The sequence below is a fragment of the Pseudomonas sp. CFBP 8772 genome (assembly GCF_014841665.1).
Lineage (GTDB): Bacteria > Pseudomonadota > Gammaproteobacteria > Pseudomonadales > Pseudomonadaceae > Aquipseudomonas > Aquipseudomonas graminis_B.
In genome coordinates, this window is sequence record NZ_JACYUI010000002.1 from 356,177 (window position 1) to 371,140 (window position 14,964).

At 61.8% G+C, this 14,964-nt stretch carries 15 protein-coding genes and 1 other RNA gene; 10 read left to right on the forward strand and 6 right to left on the reverse strand.

Annotated features, from left to right (window positions below; genetic code table 11):
- Positions 1-98 precede the first annotated feature (98 nt).
- From ssrS to IFT99_RS05305, 3 genes are all read right to left on the reverse strand, one after another.
- Positions 99-277, reverse strand: a non-coding RNA gene (ssrS, locus tag IFT99_RS05295) — 6S RNA.
- Positions 278-308: 31 nt separating this feature from the next.
- Positions 309-632: a cell division protein ZapA gene (locus tag IFT99_RS05300; protein WP_065987460.1), complete on the reverse strand. Its 324-nt coding sequence runs from the start codon at positions 630-632 to the stop codon at positions 309-311.
- Complete coding sequence (locus tag IFT99_RS05305) at positions 629-838, reverse strand: TIGR02449 family protein (protein ID WP_192130704.1); 210 nt, start codon at positions 836-838, stop codon at positions 629-631. Before IFT99_RS05305 ends, IFT99_RS05300 begins: the two co-directional genes overlap by 4 nt.
- A gap of 149 nt (positions 839-987) precedes the next feature.
- On the opposite strand from IFT99_RS05305, the gene IFT99_RS05310 reads away from it, so the two are divergent.
- The 8 genes from IFT99_RS05310 to gcvH all read left to right on the forward strand — a co-directional run bounded on the left by IFT99_RS05310 (position 988) and on the right by gcvH (position 10,121).
- Positions 988-1,545 carry a YecA/YgfB family protein gene (locus tag IFT99_RS05310; RefSeq protein ID WP_192130705.1) on the forward strand — a complete coding sequence of 186 codons (558 nt, stop codon included), beginning with the start codon at positions 988-990 and terminating at the stop codon, positions 1,543-1,545.
- An 84-nt stretch (positions 1,546-1,629) separates the two neighbouring features.
- The gene (pepP, locus tag IFT99_RS05315; protein WP_296308197.1) at positions 1,630-2,961 is read left to right on the forward strand and encodes a Xaa-Pro aminopeptidase; all 1,332 of its coding nucleotides are present in this window, start codon (positions 1,630-1,632) and stop codon (positions 2,959-2,961) included.
- Positions 2,958-4,145 (forward strand): 2-octaprenyl-6-methoxyphenyl hydroxylase, encoded by a 1,188-nt coding sequence (ubiH, locus tag IFT99_RS05320; protein WP_192130707.1) that lies wholly within the window; start codon positions 2,958-2,960, stop codon positions 4,143-4,145. The genes pepP and ubiH overlap by 4 nt, the downstream gene beginning before the upstream one ends.
- A gap of 49 nt (positions 4,146-4,194) precedes the next feature.
- A complete protein-coding gene (locus IFT99_RS05325; RefSeq protein WP_065987456.1) occupies positions 4,195-5,415 on the forward strand; it encodes a 2-octaprenyl-3-methyl-6-methoxy-1,4-benzoquinol hydroxylase in 1,221 nt (406 codons plus the stop codon).
- 280 nt (positions 5,416-5,695) lie between these two features.
- Entirely contained in the window at positions 5,696-6,697 is a 1,002-nt protein-coding gene (locus IFT99_RS05330; protein WP_192130708.1) for an extracellular solute-binding protein, read from the forward strand.
- A gap of 121 nt (positions 6,698-6,818) precedes the next feature.
- Positions 6,819-8,435, forward strand: coding sequence for an ABC transporter permease (locus IFT99_RS05335; protein ID WP_192130709.1), 1,617 nt, complete (start codon positions 6,819-6,821; stop codon positions 8,433-8,435).
- Between the two features lie 154 nt (positions 8,436-8,589).
- Positions 8,590-9,672 (forward strand): glycine cleavage system aminomethyltransferase GcvT, encoded by a 1,083-nt coding sequence (gcvT, locus tag IFT99_RS05340; protein WP_192130710.1) that lies wholly within the window; start codon positions 8,590-8,592, stop codon positions 9,670-9,672.
- Positions 9,673-9,737: 65 nt separating this feature from the next.
- The gene (gene gcvH / locus IFT99_RS05345; protein WP_192130711.1) at positions 9,738-10,121 is read left to right on the forward strand and encodes a glycine cleavage system protein GcvH; all 384 of its coding nucleotides are present in this window, start codon (positions 9,738-9,740) and stop codon (positions 10,119-10,121) included.
- Positions 10,122-10,217: 96 nt separating this feature from the next.
- On the opposite strand, the gene IFT99_RS05350 is transcribed toward gcvH, so the two are convergent.
- Positions 10,218-10,535, reverse strand: coding sequence for a DUF2388 domain-containing protein (locus IFT99_RS05350; protein ID WP_065987516.1), 318 nt, complete (start codon positions 10,533-10,535; stop codon positions 10,218-10,220).
- A 276-nt stretch (positions 10,536-10,811) separates the two neighbouring features.
- On the opposite strand from IFT99_RS05350, the gene IFT99_RS05355 reads away from it, so the two are divergent.
- Positions 10,812-11,582 carry a glucose 1-dehydrogenase gene (locus tag IFT99_RS05355; RefSeq protein WP_192130712.1) on the forward strand — a complete coding sequence of 257 codons (771 nt, stop codon included), beginning with the start codon at positions 10,812-10,814 and terminating at the stop codon, positions 11,580-11,582.
- A gap of 14 nt (positions 11,583-11,596) precedes the next feature.
- Positions 11,597-12,646: an L-idonate 5-dehydrogenase gene (locus tag IFT99_RS05360; protein ID WP_192130713.1), complete on the forward strand. Its 1,050-nt coding sequence runs from the start codon at positions 11,597-11,599 to the stop codon at positions 12,644-12,646.
- On the opposite strand, the gene IFT99_RS05365 is transcribed toward IFT99_RS05360, so the two are convergent.
- Positions 12,647-14,431: a GspE/PulE family protein gene (locus IFT99_RS05365; RefSeq protein WP_065987449.1), complete on the reverse strand. Its 1,785-nt coding sequence runs from the start codon at positions 14,429-14,431 to the stop codon at positions 12,647-12,649. It abuts the gene before it with no gap.
- 112 nt (positions 14,432-14,543) lie between these two features.
- Positions 14,544-14,891, reverse strand: a complete 348-nt coding sequence (locus IFT99_RS05370) for a hypothetical protein (protein WP_192130714.1) — start codon at positions 14,889-14,891, stop codon at positions 14,544-14,546.
- Between the last annotated feature and the right edge of the window lie 73 nt (positions 14,892-14,964).

Here is a 14,964-nt window from a genome sequence, read left to right on the forward strand (position 1 = left end):
GGCGGGTCCGTGAGGCGTTGGATAGTGATGTCGTGGAATCAGGCAGATTCACGATGCCCACCGCCAGACGGGGCGCCTGGCGATGGGTAGAAGGTTCGAGACTCCCCGACGAACCGCTGTCGATGTAGCCCTTGAACCCGAAAGTTCAAGGTGGAGATTGCAGGAGGTTTTAAGGCTTTCCGTCGAGCGGACATGCACACCAACCCCAACGTGCAACCCCCGTGGTTGTGCGTATCGGCTCAGGGACATGACCGACTGGCAAGCACTCCAGGGAGCGGTCGCAAGTATACCCAATCATGTCCGAACAATCAGCCTTGTGCTTTATCCGAATCCGTGGCAAGGACCAGGTCTACACGGTCCAGCAAATCGCGAACCTGCTCACTGTTGGCACCATTGGCCTGGGCCTTTGCGGGTGGCAGTTCCTGTTTGTGCAGAAGGTCATGGGTAATATTCAGTGCGGCCATCACCGCAATACGGTCGGCGCCGATGACTTTGCCGCTGCTGCGGATCTCGCGCATTTTGCCGTCCAGATAACGCGCGGCGCTGACCAGATTGGTGCGCTCCTCTTGCGGGCAGATGATCGAATATTCTTTGTCGAGGATTTGCACGGTGATGCTGTTGCCATTACTCATGAGTCTTGCTCCAGGGCCTTGAGGCGCGAAATCATGGACTCGACCTTTTGCCGGGCGATTTCGTTTTTTTCAATGAGTTGAGCGCGTTCCTCGCGCCAGGATTTTTCCTGAGCTAATAGGAGTCCGTTTTGACTTTTTAGTTGCTCGACACGATTGATCAATAACTCCAGTCGAGCCATCAGCGCTTGCAGGTCTTTGTCTTCCATTGTTTTCCACTGATTACTTTCAGATGAGTGGTGCAGGCGCTGGCGTCTGGATTCGCCCCGGACATCGCCTGATAGCTTGGGCGCGTCTGCCGGTGCTACGATACAAGGCCTTCATTCTAGACATTGCGCCGCTTGGCGCCTAGTTGCCCATGCCTATTCAGAATTCCCCGTACAACGGCTTCGCCGCCCTGCTTGCCAGCAGTGGTCATCATGTATCTCCTGCCGAATTGCACGGCCTCTTGCTGGGCCGCAGTTGCGCCGGCGCAGGCTTCGATGCAGAAGAGTGGCTGTCCGACGCTCATCTGCTGCTCGAAACAGAGCCAGACGACAAAGTGCGTCAGGCCCTGATCGGCCTGCAGGCAATGGTCAAAAGCGAACTGACCGGTGACGACATGACCGTCGTGTTGCTGTTGCCCGGCGATGATGAGCCCCTGGCTGCACGCACCGCCGCCATGGCCCAGTGGTGCCAGGGCTTTCTCAGCGGCTTTGCCCGGGTGGGTGGCCAGTCACTGAGCGATGATGCCAGGGACGTGCTGCAAGACTTGGCCGCCATCGCGCAGGTTCATGACGCGCTGGACGAGTCCGAAGATGGCGAGAGCGACTACATGGAAGTCATGGAGTACCTGCGCGTTGCGCCGTTGCTGCTGTTCACCGAGTTCAACCAGAAAACCGATGCTGACGACGAAGCCAAGCCTTCTTTGCACTGACAGCGCGTCATCGCGGCTTCGGCCATGCCGCCCTTGCGCGGCGGTGGCCGAAGCGCATCTCCCGGAGAACCGCACTTGCCCACGATTCATATCCCGAAAGCCGAATATGCCCGCCGCCGCAAGGCGTTGATGGAGCAGATGGAGCCCAACAGCATCGCCATCCTGCCAGCGGCGGCTGTGGCGATTCGAAATCGGGACGTCGAGCATGTGTACCGCCAGGACAGCGACTTTCAGTACCTGAGTGGCTTCCCCGAACCGGAAGCGGTGATCGTACTGATCCCTGGCCGCGAGTACGGTGAGTACGTCCTGTTCTGTCGCGAACGCAATCCCGAGCGAGAGTTGTGGGACGGCCTGCGCGCGGGCCAGGACGGCGCGATGCGCGAGTACGGCGCCGATGATGCCTTCCCTATCACCGACATCGACGACATCCTGCCCGGCCTCATCGAGGGTCGCGATCGGGTGTATTCGTCCATGGGCAGCAATCCTGAATTCGACCGCCATGTGATGGAGTGGATCAACGTCATCCGTTCCAAGGCGCACCTGGGTGCGCAGCCGCCCAAAGAATTCGTTGCGCTGGATCACTTGCTTCACGACATGCGCCTGTATAAATCGGCGGCCGAAGTGAAGGTGATGCGTGAGGCCGCGCAGATCTCGGCCCGTGCCCATGTGCGAGCCATGCAGGCCAGTCGCGCCGGGCTGTACGAGTTCAGCCTGGAAGCGGAGCTTGATTACGAATTCCGCAAGGGCGGCGCGAAGATGCCGGCCTATGGCTCCATCGTCGCCTCGGGGCGCAACGCCTGCATCCTGCATTACCAGGAGAACGACGCGCCGCTCAAAGACGGTGACCTGGTACTGATCGATGCCGGTTGCGAGATCGACTGTTACGCCAGTGACATTACCCGTACCTTCCCGGTAAGCGGCAAATTCTCCGCCGAACAGAAGGCGATTTACGAGGTGGTGCTCAAATCCCAGGAAGCGGCGTTTGCAGCAATCAAACCCGGCAATCACTGGAATCAGGCCCACGAGGCTACGGTTCGAGTCATCACCGAAGGGCTGGTTGAGCTGGGGCTGCTGCGAGGCGCGGTGGATGAACTGATTGCCGCCGAAGCGTACAAAGCTTTTTACATGCACCGCGCCGGACACTGGTTGGGCATGGACGTGCACGACGTCGGCGAATACAAGGTCGGCGGAGAGTGGCGTGTTCTGGAGGCCGGGATGGCGCTGACGGTCGAGCCCGGCATTTATGTGTCCCCGGACAATCAGACCGTCGCCAAAAAGTGGCGCGGGATTGGCGTGCGAATCGAGGATGACGTCGTGGTAACCAAAAAAGGCTGTGAAATCCTGACGGGCGATGTGCCAAAAACCGTTGCCGAGATCGAGGCCCTGATGGCCGCAGCACGAACCCAAGCCGCATGAGCCGCTTTAATCTGGCCATCGTGGGTGGCGGACTGGTCGGCGCAAGCCTGGCCCTGGCCCTGCAAGCCGGGGCGAAGGCGCGAGGCTGGAAAATCGTCCTGATCGAGCCGTTTGCGCCCGGCGACACGTACCAACCTAGCTACGACGCGCGCTCTTCAGCGCTGTCTTTCGGCGCGCGGCAGATCTACGAGCGCCTGGGCCTGTGGCAGCAGATCAGCCGCCGCGCCGAGCCGATCCTCAACATTCACGTTTCCGACAAAGGCCGGTTTGGCGCCGCGCACCTGTCTTCGATGGAAGAAGGCGTTCCGGCCCTGGGCTACGTGGTTGAAAACGCCTGGCTGGGCCAATGCCTGTGGCAGGCGCTGGACAAGGATGTGATCAGTTGGCGGGTCCCGGCCGAAGTCACGCAGATGCAGGCGCTGCCCGATGGCTACCAACTCACGCTCAATGACGAAACTCAGCTCACCTGCGACCTGGCGGTGCTGGCCGATGGCGGCCGTTCCAGCCTGCGCGAGCAGTTGGGCATTGCCGTGCGACACACGCCATACGATCAAAGCGCGCTGATCGCCAACATCACGCCGGGAGACCCACACGGTGGTGAGGCCTTCGAGCGGTTTACCGAAAATGGCCCCATGGCGTTGCTGCCGCTTCCGGATAATCGTTGCGCGCTGGTCTGGACGCGCACCGGCGATGACGTTCAACGGCTGATGGCGCTGGACGACCGAAGCTTCCTGGAAGAACTGCAGGGCGTCTTCGGCTTCCGGCTGGGCGCACTGAAGCAAGTGGGGGCGCGCCACAGCTATCCGCTGGCGCTGATCGAGGCCGAAGAGCAGATCCGCTCCCATCTGGTGGTGCTCGGCAATGCCGCCCACAGTCTTCATCCGATTGCGGGCCAGGGCTTCAACCTGTCGCTGCGTGATGCTGCCTCCCTGGCCGAGGCGCTGCTGGCCAGTGATGCACCGCTGGGCGAGCTGTCGACGTTGCAGGTGTATCGCGAGCGCCAGCGGGTTGATCAAAAACTGACCGTCGGCTTTTCCGATCAGGTCACCCGGCTGTTCAGCAGTCAGCAGTCGGTCGTGACTGCAGGCCGCAATCTGGGCCTCCTGGGCCTGGATCTGTTGCCTTCGGCCAAGAGCTGGTTCGCCCGTCAGGCCATGGGCCTGGGAACGCGAAGCGATGTCTGAACACTCCATTCATTCGTGGCCTTCGCCACAGTCGAGAACGATTTAAAGCATGGAAACGCGCGCAGATCTGCTGATTGTCGGGGCCGGAATGGTGGGGAGTGCGCTCGCGCTGGCGCTGCGAGACAGTGGGCTGAACATCCTTGTGGTGGATGGCGGTCCCCTGACGGTCAAACCGTTCGTGGCTGATGCCCCCTTCGAAGCCCGGGTCAGTGCGTTGTCCATCGCCAGTCAGCGCATTCTTGAGCGGCTTGGCGTCTGGGATGGCATCGTTGCGCGTCGCGTCAGCCCCTACAGCGACATGCACGTGTGGGATGGCAGCGGCACGGGCAAGGTGCATTTTTCTGCTTCCAGCGTTCACGCTCAGGTGCTTGGGCACATCGTCGAAAACCGCGTGGTGCAGGATGCGCTGGTCGAACGTCTGCATGCCAGCGACATCGGCTTGTTGGCAGACGTGCGTCTGGAGCAGATGCGTCACTCCGGCGATGACTGGCTCCTGACGCTCTCCGACGGCCGCACATTGCGTGCGCCGCTGGTGGTGGCCGCCGATGGCGCTAACTCGACTGTACGACGCATGACCGGCACCGCGACGCGGGAGTGGGACTACCTGCACCACGCCATCGTGACGAGCGTGCAAACGGCGGACTCCCACCGTAAAACCGCCTGGCAGCGCTTCACTGACAGTGGCCCGCTGGCCTTTTTGCCGCTCGACCGAGAGGGTGAGCATTGGTGCTCCATCGTCTGGTCGGTGACGCCGGAGCAATCCGAGCGTTTGATGAAGCTCGACGACGAACGCTTCTGCCGTGAGCTGGAGAATGCGTTCGAAGGCCGTCTCGGACCGGTGATTTCTGTTGATCCGCGGCTTTGCGTGCCGCTGCGTCAACGCCACGCCAAGCGCTACATAGCGCCCGGCCTTGCGCTGATCGGCGATGCCGCGCACACCATCCATCCGTTGGCGGGGCAGGGCGTCAACCTGGGCTTTCTCGACGCAGCGGTGCTGGCCGAAGTGCTGCGCGGTGCGGTGGAGCGCGGCGAACGTCTGGCCGATGAGCGCGTGTTGAGCCGTTACGAGCGTCGGCGCATGCCGCATAACCTGACCTTGATGGCGGCGATGGAAGGCTTCGAGCGACTGTTCCAGGCTGACGCGCTGCCGGTTCGTCTGTTACGCAACGCCGGGCTGAAGATGGTCGATCGTTCGGCAGAGGCCAAAGCGTTGTTCGTGCGCCAGGCCTTGGGCCTGACCGGGGACCTCCCGACGCTGGCACGGCTCTGACAACACGGCACTTTCTGTCCGCGCGCTTCACCGTGGGACCGGCTTTAGCCGGAAACGCGCCATTCGTTACGCCGCGAATCTGATGGCGTTCAAGCTGGCCTCTTCCCGGCTGAAGCCGGTCCCACTGTAACTGCGCGTGCGTTCAGTGGTTCCGGGTGTGGCACCGCCGGCACCTCGCAACATCCGGTAACGCCTCAATCCTGACTTCGGTTGAGATGGCAGATGCGATTCACTACCATTTCGCCTCGTTTTTCCCCTCTCTCGAATCAGGAGAACCTGCATGCAGGCTAGCAAGCGTCTTTTGGCTGCCCTGGCATTAACCGTGCTCGGCAGCACCGCCCAGGCCGCAGATGAAGTGGTGGTGTATTCCTCCAGAATCGATGAGCTGATCAAACCGGTGTTCGATGCCTACACCGCCAAGACCGGCGTGAAGGTCAAATTCATCACCGACAAGGAAGCGCCGCTGATGCAGCGCATCAAGGCCGAGGGCCAGAACGCAACCGCTGACCTGCTGCTCACCGTCGACGCGGGCAACCTCTGGCAAGCTGAGCAAATGGGCATCCTGCAGCCGTTCACTTCGCCGGTCATCGACGCCAACATTCCGTCCCAGTACCGCTCTTCCACCCACAGCTGGACCGGCCTGAGCCTGCGCGCGCGGACCATTGCCTACTCCACCGATCGCGTCAAACCTGAAGAACTCACCACCTACGAAGCCCTGGCCGACAAACAGTGGGAAGGGCGTCTTTGCCTGCGTACCGCCAAAAAGGTTTACAACCAGTCGCTGACCGCCACGCTGATCGAAACCCATGGCGCCGAGGCGTCAGAGAAGATCCTCAAGGGCTGGGTGAATAACCTGTCGACCGACGTGTTTTCCGATGACATCGCTGTCCTGGAAGCCATCAATGCCGGCCAATGCGACGTCGGTATCGTCAACACCTACTACTATGGTCGCTTGCACAAGGATAATCCGGATCTTGCCGTGCGCCTGTTCTGGCCCAACCAGTCGGATCGTGGCGTGCACGTCAATCTTTCCGGCATTGGCCTGACCAAATACGCGCCCCATCCAGACGCCGCCAAAGCGCTGGTGGAGTGGATGACAGGCCCTGAAGCTCAGACGATATTCGCCGGCACCAATCAGGAATTCCCGGCTAACCCGAAAGTGGCGCCTTCTGAAGAAGTGGCGAGCTGGGGCGCATTCAAGGCGGACACCATCCCGGTTGAAGTGGCCGGTCGGCGGCAGGCCGAGGCGATTCGCATGATGGACCGCGCTGGCTGGAACTGATCTTTCGCGAAAGAAGGCCGGGTTAACGCCGGCTTTGCATCCTGACAAAGACCCTGTGGGAGCGCCACGGTCACTCCCACCGAGGGCTTCGGCAACCCGCAACTCTCCATGAGTAACCCCCTTGGCCCACTCCCCCCAGCGTCGCTGGTACCCCCTGGTTTTCAGCATTGCCGCGCTGGTGCTGCTGCCGTTAAGCGTTCTGCTGTTTTCCTGGCAAACCATCGATCAGCAGATCTGGTCCCACCTCTGGGAAACCCAGATGCCGCGGTTACTGGGCAACACCCTGACGTTGGTGATTGGCGTGGGGCTGGGCGTCACGCTGCTGGGCGTGAGTCTGGCGTGGCTGACGGCGCTTTGTGAGTTTCCAGGGCGCCGCTGGCTCGACTGGGCACTGATGCTGCCGTTTGCCATCCCGGCATATGTGCTGGCGTTTGTCTTTGTGGGTTTGCTGGATTTCGCAGGCCCGGTGCAGACGCTGCTGCGCGAGTGGTTCGGTTCCGGCCTGCGTCTGCCGCGAGTGCGCTCCACCGGCGGCGTGATTATCGTGCTGGTGCTGGTGTTCTATCCCTACGTGTATCTGTTGGCGCGCACGGCATTTCTGGCCCAGGGCAAAGGCCTGATGGAGGCCGCGCGCATTTTGGGGCAGTCGCCGTGGCAAGCGTTCTGGCGCGTGGCATTGCCCATGGCGCGGCCGGCGATCGGTGCCGGTGTCGCGTTGGCGTTGATGGAAACCCTGGCGGATTTCGGCGCGGTGTCGGTGTTCAATTTCGACACCTTCACCACTGCGATCTACAAAACCTGGTATGGCTTCTTCAGCCTGTCGAGCGCCGCGCAGCTGGCGAGCCTGTTGCTGCTGGCGGTCATGGTCCTGCTGTACGGCGAGCATCGCGCGCGGGGCGCGAGCCGGCCAAGCAACGAGCGCCCGCGGGTCAAGGCGCTGTATCACCTGCACGGATTAAAAGCCGCCGCCGCCAGCACGTGGTGTGGACTGGTGTTCGCCTGCGCGTTTGTGGTGCCGCTGTTGCAGTTGGTTGTCTGGGTCTGGCAGCGCGGGCGTTTCGACCTCGACGAGCGCTACGCCGGGTTGATTCTGCACACGCTTTATCTGGGCGGCATCGCTGCGCTGGTCACGGTCTGCGTGGCGATGATCCTTGTGTTTGCCCGGCGTCTCGCCCCCACCCGCGCCATTCGCTCGGGCGTCAGCTTGGCCAACATTGGCTATGCGCTGCCCGGCTCGGTGCTGGCGGTGTCAATCATGTTGGCGTTCAGTTACCTGGATCGGGAACTGGTCGTGCCCTTATCTAGCTGGCTGGGCGGCGCTGGCCGACCGTTGCTGCTGGGCAGCCTGGGGGCGCTCGTGCTTGCGTATCTGGTGCGTTTTATCGCGGTCGCGTACGGGCCGCTCGAGAACAGCCTGTCGCGGATTCGCCCGTCACTGCCCGAAGCCGCGCGCAGTCTGGGGGTCAGCGGGCCACGATTGTTTTTCAGGATTTATCTGCCGCTGCTCATACCCGGCACGTTGAGCGCTGCGCTGCTGGTCTTCGTCGACGTCCTCAAGGAAATGCCCGCCACGCTGCTCATGCGCCCGTTTGGCTGGGACACGCTGGCCGTGCGCGTCTTCGAAATGACCAGCGAAGGTGAGTGGGCGCGTGCGGCTTTGCCTGCGCTGACCCTGGTGCTGGTCGGGCTGCTCCCGGTCATCGGTTTGATCAGACGTTCGGCCAAGCCGATTGGTTAGGTGCGGGGTCCCAACCTTGCGGCTACAATGCGCCGCAATCGACTCGGTCTGTCAGACAATTCCTCAGATTAGCAAAGGTTTCAGACCCCAATTCACGGGGGATTTGCGGGATTGTCATTGACCGCGTCTTCGCCACGCCCGGAAGGAGAAACCCATGGGACAGCGTACGCCCCTCTTTGACCTGCACCTCGCGCTTGGCGCGAAGCTCGTCGATTTTGGTGGTTGGGACATGCCCTTGCACTACGGCTCCCAAGTTGAGGAGCACCATCAGGTGCGCCGGGACTGCGGGATTTTCGACGTGTCGCACATGCATGTGCTCGACGTATCCGGCAGTCAGGCCAAGCCTTGGCTGCAGCATCTGCTGGCCAACGACGTCGGTAGATTGCAACAGACCGGGCAGGCGCTTTACAGCGCAATGCTCGACACCCACGGCGGTATCGTCGACGACATGATCGTCTACCTGACCGACGAGGGTTATCGACTGGTGGTCAACGCAGCCACCGGCGACAAGGATCTGGACTGGATGAACGCCAACCTTGCCGGCTACGACGTGCGCGTCAAGCACCGCTCGGAGCTTGCGATGCTCGCCATTCAGGGACCGAACGCCCGTCAGAAAATCGGCGAACTGGTCAATCAGGAACGCACCGCGCTTATCCACACCCTCAGACCCTTCGAAGGTCAGCAGGAAGGCGACTGGTTCATCGCCCGCACGGGCTACACCGGTGAAGACGGCCTGGAGATCATCCTGCCAGCCACCGAAGCCTGCAGTTTCTTCAACGACATGGTCGGCGCCGGCATTTCCCCGATCGGACTGGGCGCACGCGATACGCTGCGTCTGGAAGCGGGCATGAACCTGTATGGTCAGGAAATCGACGAGCAGGTCTCGCCGCTGGTCTCCAACATGGCCTGGACGGTGGCGTGGATGCCTGAAGAGCGCGAGTTCATCGGGCGCTCTGCACTCGATGCGGAGCGAAAGCGAGGCATCTCATCAAGGCTTGTAGGACTGGTCCTCGAAGAGCGGGGCGTTTTGCGCGCTCATCAGGTCGTCCGGATAGCGGAAGTTGGCGAAGGAGAGATCACCAGTGGTAGTTTCTCTCCTACGCTAAGCAAGTCGATCGCGCTGGCGCGAGTGCCGATGGCCACCGCTGACCGTGCCGAGGTGGAAATCCGGGGCAAGTGGTACCCGGTCCGAGTGGTTCGACCCGCATTCGTGCGTCACGGCAAGGCCCTGATATAACCTGATTTGAAAGCCATCCCTGGCGGGTTTTTCCGCTGACCTGATGAAGTAGAGAGGATAAGAACATGAGCACTATTCCCGCCGAACTGCGTTTTGCCAAGAGCCACGAGTGGGCCAAGCAAGAGGGTGATCTGATCGTTGTCGGTATTTCCGATCATGCGCAGGAAGCGCTGGGTGACGTCGTGTTCGTCGAGCTGCCTGAAGTGGGTAAAGTTTTCTCGGCACCAGGTGATCAGGCCGGTGTCGTTGAGTCGGTAAAGGCTGCGTCTGACATCTACTCGCCCGTGGCCGGCGAAGTCGTTGAAGTCAACGAGGCGCTGTCGGGTGAGCCAGAGGCACTGAACAACTCGCCTTACGATTCGTGGATCTTCAAGGTCAAGCCAGCCAATGCCGCAGACTTGGACAAGCTGCTCGACGCAGCCGGCTACAAGGCGCTGATCGCCGAATAAGCCCATCGGTCAGGCACAAAAAAGCCGCTCACATGAGCGGCTTTTTTTGCGAGCGATATCGGCGTCAGAACGCCAATTCATCCCGATGTGTCTGACTTATTGCTCGGCAACCAGATTCTTCGCCAGGATGGCGTTTGCCAGGTCCATGTCCGATGCCTTCAGGGCCGGGTTATCTTTGCGCACTTGATCCATAGCCGCTTCAAGGTACGGGCCACGGATTTCGCCGTTGCTGGCCACGAAGCTGCCAGCGTCGTCTTGCGCCGCGACGATCAGCTTGTGGTGACGAAAGGTGAGGTAGGTGGAGCCGGTTGTGGCACCAGACGAAAGCACATCCCGCAGAAAACCGTCGGCCATTGCTGAACCGACCGGCAGGGAAAGCAAGGCTAACGTGGCTACAGCAAGTTTAAGACGCATGACGGGTACTCCGATGTTGGTTTGTTCTGAAACGATTTGATACGCCATCTCCCGTTCTAGTTCCCCACCCACAGGGGGTCATAGCACCCCGCTCTGCAAAAATGCCCGGTTCCTGGAGTTCATCAACGTTCATGGAGTCACCGTTGATGACGGTGGGAAGTTGATCGGGCAGAGTAAGGTGACTGCACTCTGCGCAGCGAACCTTCCGTATCTGACAGGAAGATCAGCTGGCGCAGCCAATCGAGCTTCACGCCACAAAAACAATAGGAGAGCGTCATGGCTGTTCTGGAAAGTTTTCGTCTCGACGGCAGGGTGGCCCTGATCACCGGCTCCAGCGCAGGCATCGGACTGGCGATCGCGCGAGGCCTGGCCGAAGCGGGCGCCACCGTCGTGCTCAACGGCCGCAGCGCCGAGACATTGCATTCGGCCGGCCAAGCGTTGACGGCCGAGGGGCATGCGGTTCACACCCAGCGTTTTGATGTGACGGACAGCGCGGCGGTCGCCGCTGCGGTTCAGGACATCGAGGCGCGCGTCGGGCCGCTGGAAATCCTGGTCAACAACGCGGGCATCCAGCGGCGCGGGCCGCTGGCGGAGTTCGCCGAAGCGGACTGGCACGAGCTGATGCGCACCAACCTCGACAGCGCGTTCTTCGTCGGTCAAGCGGTCGCGCGCTGCATGATCCCCCGTGGGCGCGGGCGCATCATCAACATCTGTTCGGTGCAGAGCGAGATGGGCCGCCCGGGTATTGCGCCGTACACGGCAAGCAAGGGCGCGCTGAAGATGCTGACCAAGGGCATGGCGATCGACTGGGGCCCGTTCGGCCTCAACGTCAACGGAATCGGGCCGGGCTACTTCAAGACCGAACTGAACGCTGCGCTGGTGGCCAACGCCGAATTCAGCGACTGGCTGGTGCAGCGGACGCCGAGCCGCCGTTGGGGCGAAGTGTCTGAACTGGCAGGCGCGGCGGTGTTTCTGGCTTCTGACGCGGCCAGCTTCGTCAACGGCCACATCCTTTACGTCGACGGTGCCATCACGGCATCGCTGTAATCCGGAGAATGACCATGCAAGCGATTGTCTGCCATGCCGCGAAAGACCTGCGTGTCGAGCCCGGCAACGAAGCATTGCCGCTTTCTGCCGGCCAGTTGCGGGTTCGCGTTGCTCGCGGCGGTATCTGCGGCTCGGACCTTCACTACTACCAGCACGGCGGTTTCGGCGCGGTTCGGCTGAAAGAGCCGATGGTCCTCGGCCATGAAATCTCGGCGGTTATCGAGGAGGTCGGCGACGCGCAGAGTGCTTTCAGCGTCGGGCAACGGATCTCCGTGTCACCGTCACGGCCGTGCGGAGACTGCAAATACTGTCACGAAGGCCTGCCCAACCATTGCCTGAACATGCGTTTTTACGGCAGCGCGATGCCGTTTCCGCACATTCAGGGCGCGTTTCGCGAGCACTTGGTGATCGAGTCAAGCCAGGCTCATGTGCTGGCGCCGACCACTACGCTGGCTGAAGGCGCACTGGCCGAGCCTTTGTCGGTCGGGCTTCACGCGATCCAGCGCGCCGGCGGCGTGTTCGGCAAGCGCGTGCTGGTGACCGGCTGCGGCCCGATCGGCAACTTACTGATCGGCAGCCTGCGCGCGGCGGGTGCGTTGCAGATCATTGCCGCAGACCTGAGCGACAGCGCGCTGGCATGCGCGCGGCGCATGGGCGCCAGCGAAACCCACAACCTGCGCGACGAGCCCGAAGCACTGGCGCGCTATACCGCCGACAAGGGTTATTTCGACGTGATGTTCGAGGCCTCCGGCAGCGCCCACGCCTTGCGCGATGGCCTGACCTGCATGCGCCCGCGCGGGATTGTGGTGACGGTCGGGCTCGGTGGCGATGTGGCGATTCCGCTGAATCTGGTGGTGGGCAAGGAAATCGACCTGCGCGGCACCTTTCGCTTCCACCCCGAATTCGCCCAGGCGGTGGACTTGCTCAATCGCAAAGTCATCGACGTCACGCCAGTGATCTCCCACACCCTCGCGTTTCACGACGCGGTCCAGGCGTTCGAGCTGGCCGGGGACAAGCAGCAAGCGATGAAAGTCGTGCTGGATTTCGGGGTGCCGGACCAGTAACTAACGCTGCTCGCTCTGCGGTGTCACACGCAGCACCTCTTCGACCGTCGTCAGCCCTGCCGCGACCTTTTGCGCGCCGGACAACCGCAGGCTGCGCATGCCGTCCTTGAAGCCCTGGCGACGCAACGCCGTCAGGTCCAGGTCCGCCGTGATCAGCGACTTCACGGCGTCGGACATCAGCATGATCTCGTACACCCCCGCACGCCCGCGATAACCCGTGTCGCGGCACTCCGCGCAACCCACTGCCCGGTGCGCGCCGCTTGGCACGGGCGCCTGCCAAGGCCGCGTCAGGGTTTGCCAGTCGACCTCATCCATTTCGATCGGCGCCTTGCAGTGCGGGCACAGCGTCCGCACCAGACGTTGCGCCATCACGCCGAGGATCGTCGCCTTGAGCAGATAATGCGGCACGCCCAGCTCCAGCAGACGGCTGATGGCGCTGGGCGCGTCGTTGGTGTGCAGCGTCGACAGCACCAAGTGACCGGTCAGCGCCGCCTGGATCGCCATTTCTGCGGTCTCCAGGTCGCGAATCTCGCCGATCATGATGATGTCCGGGTCTTGCCGCATCAGCGCGCGGACACCACTGGCAAAGGTCAGGTCGATGTTGTGCTGCACCTGCATCTGATTGAATGCCGGCTCCACCATCTCGATCGGGTCCTCGATGGTGCAGAGGTTCACCTCCGACGTCGCCAGCATCTTCAGCGTTGTGTACAGCGTGGTGGTCTTGCCGGAACCGGTCGGGCCGGTCACCAGAATGATGCCGTTGGGCTGTCGGGTCATGCCCTCCCAGCGACGCAGGTCATCGCCGGAGAATCCGAGCTGGTCGAAGTCCTTGAGCAGCACTTCCGGGTCAAAAATCCGCATGACCATCTTTTCGCCGAAGGCCGTGGGCAGCGTCGACAGCCGCAGCTCCACCTCGCCACCGTCAGGCGTTTTGGTCTTCACCCGGCCGTCCTGCGGCTTGCGCTTCTCGGCCACGTTCATGCGGCCCAGGCTTTTCAGGCGGCTGGTGACGGCCATCGCCACTTGCGGCGGGAATTGATACACGTTGTGCAGCACGCCGTCGATGCGGAAGCGGACAGTACCGGCGTCGCGGCGGGGCTCGATGTGAATATCGCTCGCCCGCTGCTGGTAGGCGTACTGGAACAACCAGTCGACGATATTGACGATGTGCGCGTCGTTGGCGTCCGGCTCCTGATCGCTGGCGCCGAGCTTGAGCAGCTGTTCGAAGTTACCCATGTTGCTGATTTTCTGATCGCTGGCACTCGCGCCGCTGACCGATTTCGCCAGCCGGTAAAACTCCACGGCCAGTTTCTGCACGTCGACGGGATTGGCGACGACGCGCTTGATCGGCATCTTCAGTACGTGGGTCAGATCGGCTTCCCACGCACTCACGTACGGTTGGGCGCTGGCGATGGTCACCGCGTCGCGATCGACATCCACCGCGAGAATCTTGTGGCGCTGGGCGAAGGCGTAGGACATCAACGGCGTGACGGCGGCGACGTTGATCTTCAGCGGATCGATGCGCAGATACGGCTGGCCGGCTTGCTCAGCCAGCCAGGCAGTGAGGGTCTCGAGGTCGAGTTTTTTGCCGGGCCGCTTGTGGTTATCGAACTGCTGGGTGGCGATGAGTTCGAGTGGGTGGGCGTGGAGATTCTGCGCGGCTCGGCGCAGCGTGAGCGCATATTCGGCGTTGTCCTGGTCGAGGTATCCCTGCGCGACGAGGTCACGCAATACTTCGTTCAGATCCAGCCAGCGGTCCTGAGATGATGAGGCGAGGACGGACATGCGGGCTCCTTCGGACGAGACGGCTTACTTCGGTGATGAGCAAGAGTAGTCCCAAGCGTGCCAGTTGTGACGCCCTGCCGGTAGCGAAGCGTTGCCAATATTTTCGGTGCGCTCAACTGGCGGCAAGTGAGACAACCTCGGTTACGACGTGCAAATCACCCATGGGTTCAAGTTCGACCGAGCAAACACTGATCAGGTTGCGCATTTTTTCGCCAATCACCTGAGCGCGGTGCCACGTCATGCCGCCCACCTCGACATTCACCATCAGCATGCCGTCCTGCTGCAGCACGCTGACCTGTTGGGGGATCAGGTACTGCATCGCGAACAGGTTGAGCAGCCGGCAGAGTACGTCAGCTTCTGCCTCGGCAAGGATTTGATAGCGCGACAGGCAGTGAGCGTTGCCGACAGACCAGGCATCGTGGCGAAAGGGGGCGGGGCTGGCGGGTTCGAAATGCGGCATGGGAATCTCCTGACGACCTCGTCGTTGCAATGACGTTGATTGGCAGAAAGTTTTACACGCGGGAAAAGAAATT